The following is a 12,781-nucleotide window of genomic DNA, read 5'->3' as shown; positions in this document are numbered from 1 at the left end:
CATGGCTTCCATCCTCGCCTTCCTCGGCTGGCTCGGCGGCTATCTCTGGTCGGGCTGGGCCGGTGCCGCCGGGCTGTTCTGTCTCGCCGCCGCCTGGCAGGCCGGGCATGAGATCTACGGCTCCTTCGTGCTGCCCTCGCCGCTGGAGACCGGAAGGGAGGTCGCCAGGCTGATCGGCGAGCCCGATTTCCGCGTCGCGGCGCTGGAGACGGCGCAGCGCGCCGGCCTCGGCTTCCTGCTCTCGGTCGCGATCGGCACGAGCGCCGGCATCGCCGCCGGCTATTCCTTTGCGGCGATGCGGCTGATGCGGCCGATCGTGACGGTGATCCTCGGCGTGCCGCCGATCGCCTGGATCGTGCTCGCTTTGATCTGGTTCGGCGCCAAAGGCGGCACGGCGGTGCTGACTGTCGTCGTCGCCTCGCTGCCGATCTCCTTCGCCGGTGGGTTGGAAGGCGTCGCGACGCGCGACCGTGCTCTCGAAGCCATGGCGAAGAGCTTTGGCGCCGGCCGCTTCATGCGGCTGCGCACGGTGACGGCGCCGCACCTCGTCTCCTATCTCTTCCCGGCCTGGACGACGACCGCCGGCTCGGCCTGGAAGGTCACGGTGATGGCGGAGCTGCTTTCGAATGCCGGCGGCCTCGGCGGCGATCTCGCCAGCGCTCGGGCGCTGTTCGACATTCCGCGCGTTACCGCGCTGGTGCTCGCCGTGGTCGGCTTCGCCCTCTTCACCGAATACGTCCTGATCCAGCCCCTGCGCGACCGGCTCGAACAATGGCGCGAGGCCGGGCGGCCCTGGGGCGTGAAGCGATGAGGCTCGCACTGGAACGCATCGGCCATGCCTTTCTCGGCCGCGCGATCTTCGAGAACCTGACGCTGCGCCTCGACGCCGGTGAGGTTCTGGCGCTGGTCGGCCCGTCCGGCTGCGGCAAGACCACGGCGCTGCAGATCGCGGCCGGCCTCGTCGACCCGCTGCGCGGCCGGGTGCGGCGCGACTATCGGCGCCATGCCGTGGTCTTCCAGGAGCCGCGCCTGCTGCCCTGGCAGCGCACGCGCGACAACATCGCCTATGGGCTCGCCGCAGGCGGGGTGGGCCGCGAGGAGCGCCACGCTATCGCCGCGGCGCGCGCCGCCGAGGTCGGCCTGCACGCGCGCGATCTCGACAAGTACCCGGCCGAACTCTCCGGCGGCATGCGCCAGCGCGCTGCGGTGGCGCGCGCGCTCGCCGTCGATCCGGAGATCGTGTTCTTCGACGAACCGTTCACGGCGGTCGATGTAGGGCTACGGCGGGTGCTGCAGGACCTCGTCATCGCCGCCTCGGCGCGCGAGAGGTTCTCGGCGCTGTTCGTCACGCACGACCTTTCGGAGGCGGCACGTCTGGCGCACCGCATCGTCCTCATGTCTGGCCGCGACGGCAGCATCCTCGTCGACCGCGCGATCGAAGGCGCGCCGGGGGAGCGTGATGATCGGACGATATTCGAGATGGTCCAGGGCTGGATGCACGAGGCGGCGTTCGCCGAGCTGTTCGACCCCGATCGGGACAGCGCATGAGCCAGCACAGCACAGACGCTGCCAAGGGCGTCCGCCATCCCCTGCTCGCCGAAGGGCTCAAGCTGTTCTTCCCGCTCGCGGTCGCCCATGCCGTGCTGCTGCCGCTCGCCTGGGTCGCGCTGTTCGGCCTCGGTCTGCCCTTCGCGCGCGAGGTCCCGCCCGGACAATGGCATGCGCATGAGATGATCTTCGGCACGTATGGTGCGGCGCTCGCCGGCTTCCTGGCTTCGGCCATGCCGGAATGGACGGACACGAAAACGCGCAGCGGCAAGGCCCTGTTGCTGCTCGCCGGGCTCTGGCTGCCGGGCCGGCTGATCGGTCTCGTCGGCGCCGATGCGCTGATCGTCGTGGCCGCTGCGACCGATCTTGCCTTCCTGCTGCTGCTACTTTTCTTCGTGAGCGCCCCGCTGATTACGCGCCGCAGCACCCGTCACGGCTCCTTCGCCCTCTGGGTCGCCATCTTCGCGCTGCTGGAACTCGCGATCCGCGTCGCCTGGCTCAGCGGTGCGACGGCGCTGTCCGGGCGCCTGCTGCACGCGGCGCTCGCCGTGTTCCTCATCTTCCTGCCGCTCGCCATTGCCCGGATCAATGTCGTCGTGGTCAACCATGCGCTCGACCCGAGCGGCGAGACGACGCCCTATCGCCCGCATCCCGGCCGCCAGAACCTCACGGCCGGCCTCGTCGCGATCCAGCTCGTGGCGGCGCTGCTCTGGCCGGATTCGGCGGTTTCGGCCTGGCTCGCTTTGGCGGCCGCCGCGGCCTTCTTCGACCGGCTGGCGGAATGGTTCATCGGCCGCGCCGTGCTGCGGGCGGAGGTTCTGGCGCTCGCGGCGGCCAACGCCTATGGCGGGCTCGGCTTCCTGGCCATCGGCCTTTCCGGACTCGGCGCCCCGCTCTCGCCGACGACCGGGCTGCACCTTCTGTCGGTCGGCGCTCTCGGCCTGGCAGTGATGGCGGTCTTCGTCATCGCCGGCCTGCGCCATAGTGGCCGAGACCTTGTGCTGCCGGCCTCCGCCAAATGCGCGCTGGCCGCGATGGCGGCTGCCGGTCTCGTCCGGACGCTGCCGGAACTCGGCATCGGGGCAGGCCTGGCCGGGCTGCACTACACGCTGGCAGCGATGCTCTGGTCGGCCGCTTTCGCGATCTGGCTCATCGGCTTCTGGCCAATCCTCAATGCGGGCAAGGGCGAGGACAGCGGCTGCGGTTGATGCGGGACCGCAGCGGCCAAAACGGGACTCCCTGACTAGCTTTGGGATTCCCTGCTGATCCATCTTCCGGGGCGGCCGGGCATAATTGCAGAATGGTCGTATAATGCGTCCGAAGCTCGTTGCAGGTCGCGGCGGCTCTACGGCGCGCCGGCCCGGCAACGGCAGATGGGGCAAGTCATGACGCAGCATTCGGGTAACCCCTCCGGCGCAAGCCTCGCCCGGCTGGTCTCGGGCAAGCTGATCGCGCTCGGCATCGTCCTCATCGTCGCCGGCATCGCGGCGATCGCGAGCCCGGCGCTCTCGACCATGGCCGTGACGCTGTTCCTCGGCCTGCTGCTCGCCATTGTCGGGGCGCTGAAGGTGTTCCACGCCTTCTCCGTCAAGGAGTGGGGCGGCTTTCTCTGGCAGTTGCTGATTGGGCTGGTCGAGCTCCTCGGCGGGCTTCTGGTCTATTTCAATCCGATGAAGGGGGCGATCGCCATCACCCTCGTGATCGCGTTGGTGCTGATGGCCGAAGGCGTCGCCCAGCTCGGCCTTGCGATCAGGATGCGGGCGCAGAACGGCGTCGTCTGGATGTTCCTGTCGAGCATCGTCACCATCCTCGTCGGCGTCGTCATGGCGATGCAGCTCCCCGGCGGCGGCATCTATACGCCGGGCACGCTGGTCGGCGTCTCGCTTCTCTTTGCCGGCTGGGCCTATATCGCGATCGCGCTCGCGACGCGGCGGGCGGCTGCCTGAGCTTCGATCGCCGAGCGTTCTGCCGGACGCAAGCTGGCGATCTACCCCTTTGTTCAAGCATCGGATTCGTCCGGAAAGTGGATTTCCACTTTTCGGTCCTATGCTCTAGCGCTCCGCCGGCAGCGGCAAGGTCTCGAAGGTCCAAGTTATGCGCAGTTTCATCGGCAAGACGTTGAAGCGCGGGGGCGCCGTTCTCGCGATCGTCGCGCTGTCCCTGCTGGGCCTGCGCATCTACGACACCCAGAGGGGCGCGCCGCTCGAACCCTGGCACACCTTCGTGCCGGAGGAGCTTTCGATCAAGGAGCTCGACCGCGCCGGCTGGGCCGACTACCTCAAGGCCGAGGATAAGGCCTTCGCCAGCGTGCGGGCCGAGGTGACGCAGAAGCTCGATCCGGAGGAGCGGGTCCCGGTCAACCGCTATTTCGACGGCAGCGCGATCCATCCGCCCCATTTCAAGCAGGACTGGAACCGCTCCTATGTCATGGAGCCGGAGAGCAAGCCGGTCGGTGTCGCCGTCTTCCTGCACGGGCTGACGGATTCTCCCTACAGCCTGCGCCATGTCGCGCGGCAATATCGCGACCGCGGCTTCCTCGCCATCGCCATTCGGTTGCCCGGGCACGGCACCGTCCCGGCCGGGTTGACCGAAGTCGAATGGGAGGACTGGCTGGCGGCGACGCGCCTTGCGGTCAGGGAGGCGCGTAAGCGCGTCGATGCCGCCGCGCCGCTGCATCTGGTCGGCTTCTCCAATGGCGGGGCACTCGCCCTGATGTATGCGCTGGAAGCGCTCGAGAACAAGGAGCTGGCTCGGCCGGAGCGGCTCGTCCTGATCTCGCCGATGATCGGCATCACCGCCTTTGCGCGCTTCGCCGGGCTCGCAGGCCTGCCGGCGATCCTGCCCGCCTTCGCCAAGGCGGCTTGGCTCGGCGTGCTGCCGGAGTTCAACCCGTTCAAGTACAACTCCTTCCCGGTCAACGGGGCGCGGCAGTCGCACCTCCTGACCCAGGCGCTGCAGCAGAAGATCGTCCGGCTCGGACGGGAGGGGCGGCTCAAGGATCTCGCGCCGACGCTCACCTTTCAGTCGGTGATGGATTTCACCGTGAGCACGCGGGCGATCATCACCTCGTTCTATGCCCACCTCCCGGCCAATGGCAGCGAGCTCGTGCTGTTCGACCTCAACCGCGCGGCCAAGTTCGGGCCGCTCCTGAGCACGACCTCGGATACGCTGCTGACCCGCATCCTGCCGGCGCCGCCGCGGAATTTCCGGCTGACCGTCATCACCAATGCCAACGAGGATTCCAGCGATGTGGTCGAGCGCGTTACGGAAGCCGGCGCCTCCACAGAGACCGTGCGCGATCTCGGCCTGTCATACCCGTTCGACGTCTTCTCGCTGTCGCATGTCGCGCTGCCGTTCCCGGTGACGGATTCGCTCTATGGGATGAAGCCCGACCCGACCGAGGACTTCGGCATCAAGCTCGGCTCCGTTGCGGCGCGCGGCGAGCGCGGCACGCTGATCGTCAACCTCGATTCGCTGCTGCGCATGTCGTCGAACCCGTTCTTCCCCTATCTGATCGACAGGGTCGACGAGAAGCTGCGGGCGGGCGCTCCAGCCACCACGGCGGTTCCGGGGAAGAACTAGCCTTCAGAACCGCCAGACCAGTGGCACGTAGAACACCGCCATGATGAAGAACCAGATCATCAGCGGCGTGCCGAGCTTCCAGTAGCTGTTGAAGCTGTAGCCGCCGGGACCCATCACCATCATGTTGGTCGAGGTCGCGATCGGCGTCAGGAAGGATGCCGCGCCGGCGATGCACAGGCTCATCAGGATCGGCCGGGGCGAGACACCCATGCCGGCCGCTGCCGCCATGGCGATGGGTATGACCAGCATCGTCGTCGCGGTGTTGCTCATGATCTGGCCGAGGCTGGCGGTCAGTACGAAGAGCCCGGCGAGGAAGACGACCGGGCCGGCGCCGCCGGTCAGCGCGACGAGATGGTCGGCGACGAGCTGCGCTGCGCCAGACTGCACCATGGCGGTCGAGAGCGGCATCATCGCGCCGACCAGGATCACCGTCGTCCAGTTGATGGCACGATAGGATTGCTCGACGGAAATCGTGCCGGCGAGGATCAGCACGCCGGCGCTGACGAGCCCCGCCACCGCCGGCGGCACGATGCCGGTGGCGAGCATGACGACAAGCCCGGCCAGCACGGCGACAGCAACGCCGGCGCCGGCGCCCATCGGCACGGCCTGACGCCGGACAAGGTCCGGCGAGTTGACGACGAGCACGTCGGGGTCGGCGAGATGGACGTCGAGCGCCTTCCAGCTGCCCTCCAGCAGGATGGTGTCGCCAGCCTGCAGCACGTCCTCCGGGGTGAGATCGAGGCCGGCGCGCTGCACCGCGAGCACGACGAGGTCGCCGCTATCGGTGATCATGCCCGGGAACATGGCGCGGCCGATCAGGGCGGAGCGCGGCGGGATGACGACCTCGGCGAGGCCGGAGCGGCGGTTGAACAGGCTCGGGCCGGCTTCGTCTTCGGCGCCCTCCTCGCGCAAGGCGAGATGCTTCTCGGCGGCGAGATTGGCGATAGCCTCGGCCTCGCCCTTCACCAGGAGATAGTCGCCGACCGAGATGGCTGGCGCGCGCAGCGGCTTGCCGGTCGCGCCTTCCTGGACGGCGATCAGCTGAAGGCGCGGATCGCCGGCGAGATCGAGCTCGGCGGGGGCCTTGCCGATATAGAGCGAGGTCGAGCGCACGCGCAGACGGAAGACGCCGTCGCTCAGCCCGTAATGCTCGACCAGCGTCTGGGCGTGGCGGCTGAAATCGGCGGGCAGCCGGGCGCTGCTCTGCGCCGGCAGCAGGTGCTTTCCGAGCAGAAGGATGATCAGCATCGTGCCGGCGAGCAGCGGCAGGCCGACAAGCGCGAATTCGGCGAAGGCAAAGCCCTTCATGCCGGCATCCTCGAGCGCTTCCGAGACGAGGATGTTCTTCGGCGCGCCGGTCAGCAGCAGGTTCGAGCCGGCATGGGCGGCGAAGGCGAGCGGCATCAGGAGCTGCGAGGGCGACTGGCGCAAGCGGATCGCCGCCATGACCACGACCGGCATGAGCGCCGCGACCGCGCCGCCGCCGCTGATCAAGGCGCTGAGGCAGCCGACCGCCGCCATGATGATGATCAGCAGGCGGGTGCGCCTGTTCTCGCCGGCCTTGGCGATGAGCAGTTGCCCGGCCCAGGCGGTGACGCCGGTCTTCTCCAGCGCGGCGCTGACGATGAACAGGCTGGCTATGAACAGGACCGCACGATCGCCGAAGCCGGCCGTCGCCTGTTCGAGCGTGACCGCGCCCGTAGCCCAGAGCCCCAGCGCGGCGCCGATGGCGACGATGATCACCGGCAGCCTGTTCCAGGCGAACAGGGCGATCGTGATCGCGGTGACGACGGCTGTGCTCTCGATCGGGGTCAAATTGGGTCCAGTTCTGTACTTGCTCTGCGCGGTCGGTCAGGCCTGAAGCATCAGGGCGCCGCCGATGAGGATGGCGAGCGTCAGCAGCAAGAGCCCGGCCACCGGCCAGCGGCGCAGTTGAGCATCGGCCCGCTCGACGAAAGCGGCAAGACGGGCAATGGCGGGCGTCCCCGCTTCGGCGAGGACGACGATGTCGCCTTCCGGAATGGCGCCCGGCAGGCGCTCAAAGCGCCGGACGAGCAGCAAGGCGAGGGCGCCGAGCAGCATCGGCCAGAGCAGCTTCCAGAGCGCATCGGGCTGGACCAGGCTCGCCAGCGGCTCACCGGAGATCGCCGGATAGAGCGACCAGGGCAGGATCAGCGAGGCGGCGGCGACCGCGAGCCAGGGGATGAGCTGGCCGATTGGTGCGACGGAGGCGGGATTGCCCCTGGCGTCGCGTGCGACGATCAGGACGAAATGCAGCATCAGCATCGTGCTGCCGGCGCCGGCCAGCGCCATGGCCTGGCTGACCAGCCCGTATCCGAGCATCGGCTTGCTTGCGAGCTTGGCGAGCGCGCCGCTGGTCAAGGGCATGCCGCCGAGGCTGAGCGCGAGGATGGCGGTCAGCAGCAGGACCGGCCGCAGTTGCGCCCCGCCGGTCGCGGCCAGGACAGCAACCGCCAGGAAGAGCGCGCCCTTCACCAGCGTGTGGTGCACGGCGTAGTAGGCGACGAGGCTGGTCGCGCCGGGGTCGGCGTTTTCGAGGCCGACGCCGAGCAGCACGGCGAGCAGGCCCATCTGGCTGACGGTGGAATAGGCCAGGATGGTCTTGGCGCGGGTCTGGGTGACGCCGACGATCGCCGCGTAATAGGCGGTGACGAAGCCGGCGCCGATCAGCAGCGTGCCCCAGAAGGGCAGGCCGGCCTCGAAGGGCAGGAAGCGGATCAGCCCGATCGCGCCGGCCTTGACCACGACGCCGCTGAGCACTGCCGAAGCCGGCATCGGCGCGGCGGGATGGGCGAGCGGCAGCCAGACATGCAGCGGGACGAGACCGAGCTTCAGGGCGAAACCGAGGACGAGGAGGGTGACGATGGCATCGCGCAGCGGCGCGGCGGGCAGCGTCGCGACCACGTCCCGGATCGCGGGATTTGGGTCGGGATGGCCGGCTGCGAGCATCACGAAGGCGAGCAGCAGGAAGGCTTCCGCAACTAGCGCCAGCACGACATAGACGGTGCCGGCGCGGTGAGCGCGCGCGGTCTGTTCGTGGACGATCAGCCCGTAGGCGGCGAGGCTCGCCAGGGTGAAGAGCAGGTAGAAATTGGCGATGTCGCGGACGATGAACAGGCCGAGGCTGCCGGCGAGGGTCAGGAGCCACCAGACGGCGAAGCCGGCCTTGGCCGGATCGCTGCGCATATAGGAGGCGGTGAAGGCGCCGGCGGCGCTCCACAGCAGAGCGGCGCCGCCGAGCAGGATCGCGCCCGGCCGGTCGAGCATCAGCGACAGGCGGAAGGGCGGCGGGAGTAGGGCGGAGGTGCCTTCCGGCACCAGAAGCGCGGCGAATAGCGCGGGGAGCGGGGCCAGCACGAGCAGGGACGGCGCCCGCGCCCGGAAGCCGCTGGACAAGCAAAGGGCCGCCATGGCGAGCGGCAGCAGGATGGTCGCGGCGAGGAGCGAGCCGGAGGCAGTCATGGCAGAACCGCGGTCGCGAGGCCTGAGCGGCCGATCTGCAGGAGACCGAAGGGCTCGAGCGGGATGAAGCCGAGCAGTACCGCTGCCACGGCGAGGGCAAGCGCCGTCATCTCGAGCCGCCGCGGGATCGTCCTTCGCGTCGTGAGCGGCATTGCGGGGCTGGCGAGGGCGGTGTTGATCACCCGGAAAACATAGCCGCCGGCGAGTAGGCCGCCGGCCAGGATGGTGGCTGCCAGCCAGGGATGGCCGTTGATCACGGCCGCGGTCAGCAGCAGGCATTTGGCGATGAAGCCGCCGCTCGGTGGGATGCCCATCAGCGAGAGGCCAGCGAGGCCGAAGGCCGCGGCGCTGAGCGGCAGGGCGCGACCGAAGCCACCGAGATCGGCGATGCGGTCATGGCCGAAGGCCTCGGCGACCACGCCGGCCGCCAGGAACATCGCGGCCTTGGCGAGCGCATGCGAGACGAGCTGGAGCGTGCCGCCGGTCCAGGCGATGGTCTCCCAGGGCGGCATTCCCTCCGGCCCCGAGGCGAGCGGGAAGACGATGAAGAGATAGCCGATCTGCGCCACCGTCGAATAGGCGATCATCAGCTTCAGCCGCGCCTGCCTGAGCGCCATGACGCTGCAGAACAGGATGGAGGAAGCCCCGAGCACGGCGAGGAGCTGTCCGGCGAAGGCTGCCGCCTCCGGCGGCGCGACATCGAGCACGAGCCGCAGGATTAGGAACACCGGCGCCTTGATCACCAGCGCCGAGAGCACTGCGCTCGCGGCTGCCGGAGCTCCGGCATGGGCGGGCGGCAGCCACAGATGCAGCGGGAACAGCGCCGCCTTGGCGAGCAGCCCGGCGATCATCAGCGCCAGCGCGACCGACAGGGCCGGGCCGCCATCGCCCAGCCCCGACAGGATCCTGATGTCGAGCGTGCCGAATGCGCCGTAGATCAGGCCGACGCCGAGCAGATAGAGCAGCGATCCGAGCAGCGCGAACATCAGATAGCGCAGCGCCGCCGCCATGGTCTCGGCCCGGCCATCGAGGCAGACCAGAGGCACGGCGGCGAAGGTCAGCAGCTCCAGCGCGACATAGAGGTTGAACAGGTCCTCGCCGAGGAAGACGGCGTTCAGCGCGCTCCAGGTCGCGAGCAGCAGGGCCCAAAAGGTCGTCGCCGCCCGGCCATCGCGCGTTTCAGGCGCAAGATCGTGCATGCCACGGGCGAACAGGCCGGTTGCGCAGATCACCAGCGCCGTCATCGCGATCAGCGCGGCAGAAAGCCCGTCGGCCCGCAGGGCGATGCCGAGCGGTGGCTGCCAGCCGCCGACGACATAGGTCAGCGCATCGCCGGTCCGCAGGAGCTCGGCGAGGATGGCGATGGCGACGGCAAGGCCCGCCGCCATGCTGGCGAGGGCGACCTGCCTCGCGCGGCGCGGTGCGAGCGCCAGGATCGCCAGCACGCCGAGGACCGGCAAGGTCAGCGCCAGCACGAGCAGGTAGCCGCCCGGTGTTGCGACATGGACAGGAGCCAGGGCGAGCGGCGTCATGACTCGGCTCGCGGCGTTTTGCCGGCTGCCGGCGGTTCCAAGCTGTCGCGACCGGTGAGATCGAAAAGGCGTCGCAGCAGCGCCACGGCGAGCGCGCTCGCCGAGAAGGCGACGACGATGCCGGTGATCACCATCGCCTGCGGCACGGGGTCGCCCGGCAAGCCAGCCGCGGCGCCGCGCCGGGCCACCGCCCCGAAGACCATGAAAATGCCGGCGCCGAGAATGTTGAAGCCGACCAGCCGGCGCAGCAGCCCGGGATGGGCGATCACGACGAACAGGCCGATGCCGGCGAGCGCCGCGCCGCACAGGCCGAACAAGGTGGCGCTGTCCAAGGCGGCGAGGGTCATCGGGCCGGCGCCTTGTTGGAGGGGCCCGCGACGAGCAGGCCGAGCGCGAGCGCGATCGCGACCGTCAGGGCGGCTTCGATGCCGACGATCAGCGCCTTGGCCAGCGGCTTGGGATAGGCGAGGAAGCCGCCGGCGACGGCAAAGCCAAGGAAGCCGATGGCGAAGAACAGGGCCGGCCCGCCAACCAGGAGCAGTCGCAGCAATCTGCTGCGCGTCTCGGGCGCCGGGCTGAGCCCGGCCAGCATGACGAGCAGCCACATCGCCGCGAGGATGCTGCCGGCCTGGAAGGTGCCGCCCGGCGCGTCGGCGCCGACCCAGACCATGTAGACGGCGATCAGCACCCCGAAAGGAGGCAGCGTGCGGGCGAGGTAGAGCAGCGGCTGCGGCGGATTCGCTTCCTTGAGTTCCGGCGCGCCGCCCCAGAGATTATCAGGAGTGAGCGCCCAGACGCCGAGCAGAGCGAGTAGCACGACGACCTTTTCGAGCAGCGTGTCCAGTGCCCGGTAGGCGAGCAAGACCGCCGTCACCGGGTTGCCGAGCCCGGTCGCGTCGATCGCCGCAAGCGCCGGCTGGGCCAGCGTCGGTGCCGGCGAGGGAAAGGCGAGCACGGCGAGGCCAAGGCCGAGGGCGACCACGGCGCTCGCCAGGGCCGCGACGATGGTCTTCGCGCCGCCGCCTTGACGCGGGGCGCCGTCGGCCTGCCTGCCGCGGCGCAGATGCGCTTCGGCGCGCAGCAGCAGCAGGCCGGTGATGCCGCCGCCGATCGCCGCCTCGGTCAGCGCGACGTCGATCGCCCCGAGACGGGTCCAGGCCAGGCCGAGCAGCAGGCCGAAGGCGATGAAGGCGACGATCGCATTGCGGTCGTCGCCGGTGCGGGCGACATGGAGCGCCAGCACGACGAGCCAGGCGACGAGCGCGAGGTCGAGGAGGAGGTTCATCGGCCGGACTTGCGGCGATGCAGGGCGCCGGCGATCAGCTGACTCGCTGTCGCGGCCGAAAGCTGGGCGAGCAGCCATACGCAGACCAGTTTCAGCCCGCCGGCGATGCTGCCGACCTGGGGCAGGAGGCCGAGCACGATCAGACCGAGGCCGAGATTGTCGGCCTTGCTGAGCGCGTGCAGCCGGCTCAGCGTGTCCGGAAAGCGCAGCAGGCCGAGCGTGCCGGCGAGGAAGAGCAGCGCACCGCCAGCGACCATCACGAGCGTGAAGAGATCGGCGAGCGCGCTCATGACTCGTCGCCCTTCGGCGCGGGGGCGTCGCCCGGCTCCTCCGATTGGCCGAGGGTGAAGGCGGCGCAAGAAAAGGCCGCGAGCAGCATCAGCAGCAGTGCGACATCGGTCGTGGCGGGGGAAGTTGAGGCGGCGCCGAGCAGAACCAGCGCGGCGGCGGCGCCGGTTCCGAGCAGTTGCACCGCCATCATGCGTTCGACCGCGAGCTCCGAGCGCAGCACCCTGAACAGGCCGAGCGCCGTAACGGCCAGGATGAAGAACGCTGCGCCGGTGAGGAACTCAGCCATTGCGACCTCCATCCTGCAGCGTCTCGCAGAAGGCGGCTTCGTCGGCGGCGAGCTGTTCGGCCACGGGCTCGCGCAGGTCGAGGCAGTGGATATGGAGCGTGCCGTCGGCCTCGGCCGCGACCGGCAGCTTGCCGGGTTGCAGGCTCATCACGGCGCAGCAGGCCTGGCGCGCCATGCCGGCGGGCAGGGCGGTTTGGTAGGTGACGAAGCCCGGCTGGAGCGGAGGGACGGGCGCGAAGGCGCGGCGCGCGACATCGACACCTGCCGCGACCGACTGGGGCAGGAAGCGGACGAGGAAGCGCAGCATGCCGGAAAAGGACAGCCCGCCGCGCGCCGGCCAGAGAAACGCGCTCGTCCAGGCGGCCGCGGCGGCCGCGACGATTCCGACGGGCAAGTCCTTCAGGGCGGGCCCCATCAGAACCAGCCACAGAGCGAGAAAGCCGGCCCCGCGGGTCAAAAGCACATGCCTCGGGGTGAAATTCTCGGGCATCGGTGCCGTTTCTCGCGAGCCTTCATGCCGGCGCGTTGCCATGTCGGGCGCGACGGTGTCCGACCGAAGGCATGTCGACACTGCGCCAAACTGCGGTTTCACAGGCCGGAATCGGCCCGATGATCCTCGCCAAGGGTACCGTTCGGTCATGGCATGGGCATCAGCCTCCTGTCTCAATCCTGTGCCCGGCGTCCCATTCTCGCCTTCTGCCGCGCGGACTGGCTGCGGGGAGGTGCAAGGCCGCGCGAGGCCGGTTATCCCTTGGCGCGTGCCGGTCGGAACGA

The 12,781-nt window shown here is 69.5% G+C and carries 13 protein-coding genes; 5 read left to right on the top strand and 8 right to left on the bottom strand.

What is annotated here, in order from left to right:
• The first annotated feature begins 1 nt into the window (after position 1).
• The 5 genes from DK26_RS27365 (at position 2) to DK26_RS27345 (ending at position 5,130) form a co-directional block, all read left to right on the top strand.
• A complete protein-coding gene (locus tag DK26_RS27365; RefSeq protein WP_066479783.1) occupies positions 2-811 on the top strand; it encodes an ABC transporter permease subunit in 810 nt (269 codons plus the stop codon).
• Complete coding sequence (locus DK26_RS27360) at positions 808-1,548, top strand: ATP-binding cassette domain-containing protein (RefSeq protein ID WP_066479925.1); 741 nt, start codon at positions 808-810, stop codon at positions 1,546-1,548. Before DK26_RS27365 ends, DK26_RS27360 begins: the two co-directional genes overlap by 4 nt.
• Positions 1,545-2,756: an NnrS family protein gene (locus tag DK26_RS27355; protein ID WP_066479775.1), complete on the top strand. Its 1,212-nt coding sequence runs from the start codon at positions 1,545-1,547 to the stop codon at positions 2,754-2,756. Before DK26_RS27360 ends, DK26_RS27355 begins: the two co-directional genes overlap by 4 nt.
• Positions 2,757-2,933: 177 nt before the next feature.
• Positions 2,934-3,494 carry an HdeD family acid-resistance protein gene (locus DK26_RS27350; protein WP_248310123.1) on the top strand — a complete coding sequence of 187 codons (561 nt, stop codon included), beginning with the start codon at positions 2,934-2,936 and terminating at the stop codon, positions 3,492-3,494.
• A 148-nt stretch (positions 3,495-3,642) separates the two neighbouring features.
• On the top strand, positions 3,643-5,130 hold the full coding sequence (locus tag DK26_RS27345) for an alpha/beta hydrolase (RefSeq protein ID WP_066479770.1): 1,488 nt from the start codon (positions 3,643-3,645) through the stop codon (positions 5,128-5,130).
• A 3-nt stretch (positions 5,131-5,133) separates the two neighbouring features.
• Here DK26_RS27345 and DK26_RS27340 read toward each other — a convergent pair whose 3' ends face one another.
• Genes DK26_RS27340 through DK26_RS27305 form a run of 8 tightly spaced genes read right to left on the bottom strand, consistent with a single transcriptional unit; the run spans position 5,134 to position 12,497 of the window.
• On the bottom strand, positions 5,134-6,945 hold the full coding sequence (locus DK26_RS27340; protein WP_066479768.1) for an SLC13 family permease: 1,812 nt from the start codon (positions 6,943-6,945) through the stop codon (positions 5,134-5,136).
• Between the two features lie 36 nt (positions 6,946-6,981).
• A complete protein-coding gene (locus DK26_RS27335; protein WP_066479766.1) occupies positions 6,982-8,613 on the bottom strand; it encodes a complex I subunit 5 family protein in 1,632 nt (543 codons plus the stop codon).
• Positions 8,610-10,145 (bottom strand): proton-conducting transporter membrane subunit, encoded by a 1,536-nt coding sequence (locus tag DK26_RS27330; protein WP_066479756.1) that lies wholly within the window; start codon positions 10,143-10,145, stop codon positions 8,610-8,612. Before DK26_RS27330 ends, DK26_RS27335 begins: the two co-directional genes overlap by 4 nt.
• Positions 10,142-10,492 (bottom strand): NADH-quinone oxidoreductase subunit K, encoded by a 351-nt coding sequence (locus DK26_RS27325; RefSeq protein ID WP_066479753.1) that lies wholly within the window; start codon positions 10,490-10,492, stop codon positions 10,142-10,144. The genes DK26_RS27330 and DK26_RS27325 overlap by 4 nt, the downstream gene beginning before the upstream one ends.
• Positions 10,489-11,430: a Na(+)/H(+) antiporter subunit B gene (locus DK26_RS27320; protein WP_066479751.1), complete on the bottom strand. Its 942-nt coding sequence runs from the start codon at positions 11,428-11,430 to the stop codon at positions 10,489-10,491. Before DK26_RS27320 ends, DK26_RS27325 begins: the two co-directional genes overlap by 4 nt.
• Positions 11,427-11,720 carry a monovalent cation/H(+) antiporter subunit G gene (locus tag DK26_RS27315; protein WP_066479749.1) on the bottom strand — a complete coding sequence of 98 codons (294 nt, stop codon included), beginning with the start codon at positions 11,718-11,720 and terminating at the stop codon, positions 11,427-11,429. The genes DK26_RS27320 and DK26_RS27315 overlap by 4 nt, the downstream gene beginning before the upstream one ends.
• Positions 11,717-12,007, bottom strand: coding sequence for a monovalent cation/H+ antiporter complex subunit F (locus DK26_RS27310; protein WP_066479747.1), 291 nt, complete (start codon positions 12,005-12,007; stop codon positions 11,717-11,719). Before DK26_RS27310 ends, DK26_RS27315 begins: the two co-directional genes overlap by 4 nt.
• Entirely contained in the window at positions 12,000-12,497 is a 498-nt protein-coding gene (locus DK26_RS27305) for a Na+/H+ antiporter subunit E (RefSeq protein ID WP_157089870.1), read from the bottom strand. Before DK26_RS27305 ends, DK26_RS27310 begins: the two co-directional genes overlap by 8 nt.
• Between the last annotated feature and the right edge of the window lie 284 nt (positions 12,498-12,781).

It is taken from the genome of Allobosea sp. WAO, from assembly GCF_001509835.1.
Taxonomy (GTDB): Bacteria; Pseudomonadota; Alphaproteobacteria; order Rhizobiales; family Beijerinckiaceae; genus Allobosea.
Note: the sequence above shows the minus strand (reverse complement) of the source record. Positions and strands in the feature narration are given on the sequence as shown.